1 pseudogene is annotated in these 212 nt (G+C 28.8%); it reads right to left on the bottom strand.

Annotated elements, in window-relative coordinates:
• Nucleotides 1-12 precede the first annotated feature (12 nt).
• A pseudogene (locus tag KA858_RS12675) lies at nt 13-212 on the bottom strand (translation initiation factor IF-2 N-terminal domain-containing protein); the annotation flags it as partial.

Below are 212 nucleotides of genomic sequence, written 5' to 3'. Positions count from 1 at the left end.
GGAAGATCATGATTTATTTGTATTTGCGTGAGTAGTTGTTTGGTCTTTTTTAGCAGAATCCTGCTTTTTAAATGCTTTATCTAAAATTTTAATGTCATTCTCCTCTAATGCTTGCATGTGATTTGATACTTCTATGTTATTCTTTTTTAATTCGTCTATGATTGCTTTACTCTTTACATCGATTTCTTTTGCATACTCATATATTCTCTTTT

The sequence above is a fragment of the Staphylococcus sp. GDX8P80P genome (assembly GCF_017893095.1).
In the GTDB taxonomy this organism is placed as follows: Bacteria; Bacillota; Bacilli; order Staphylococcales; family Staphylococcaceae; genus Staphylococcus; species Staphylococcus borealis.
Note: the sequence above shows the minus strand (reverse complement) of the source record. Positions and strands in the feature narration are given on the sequence as shown.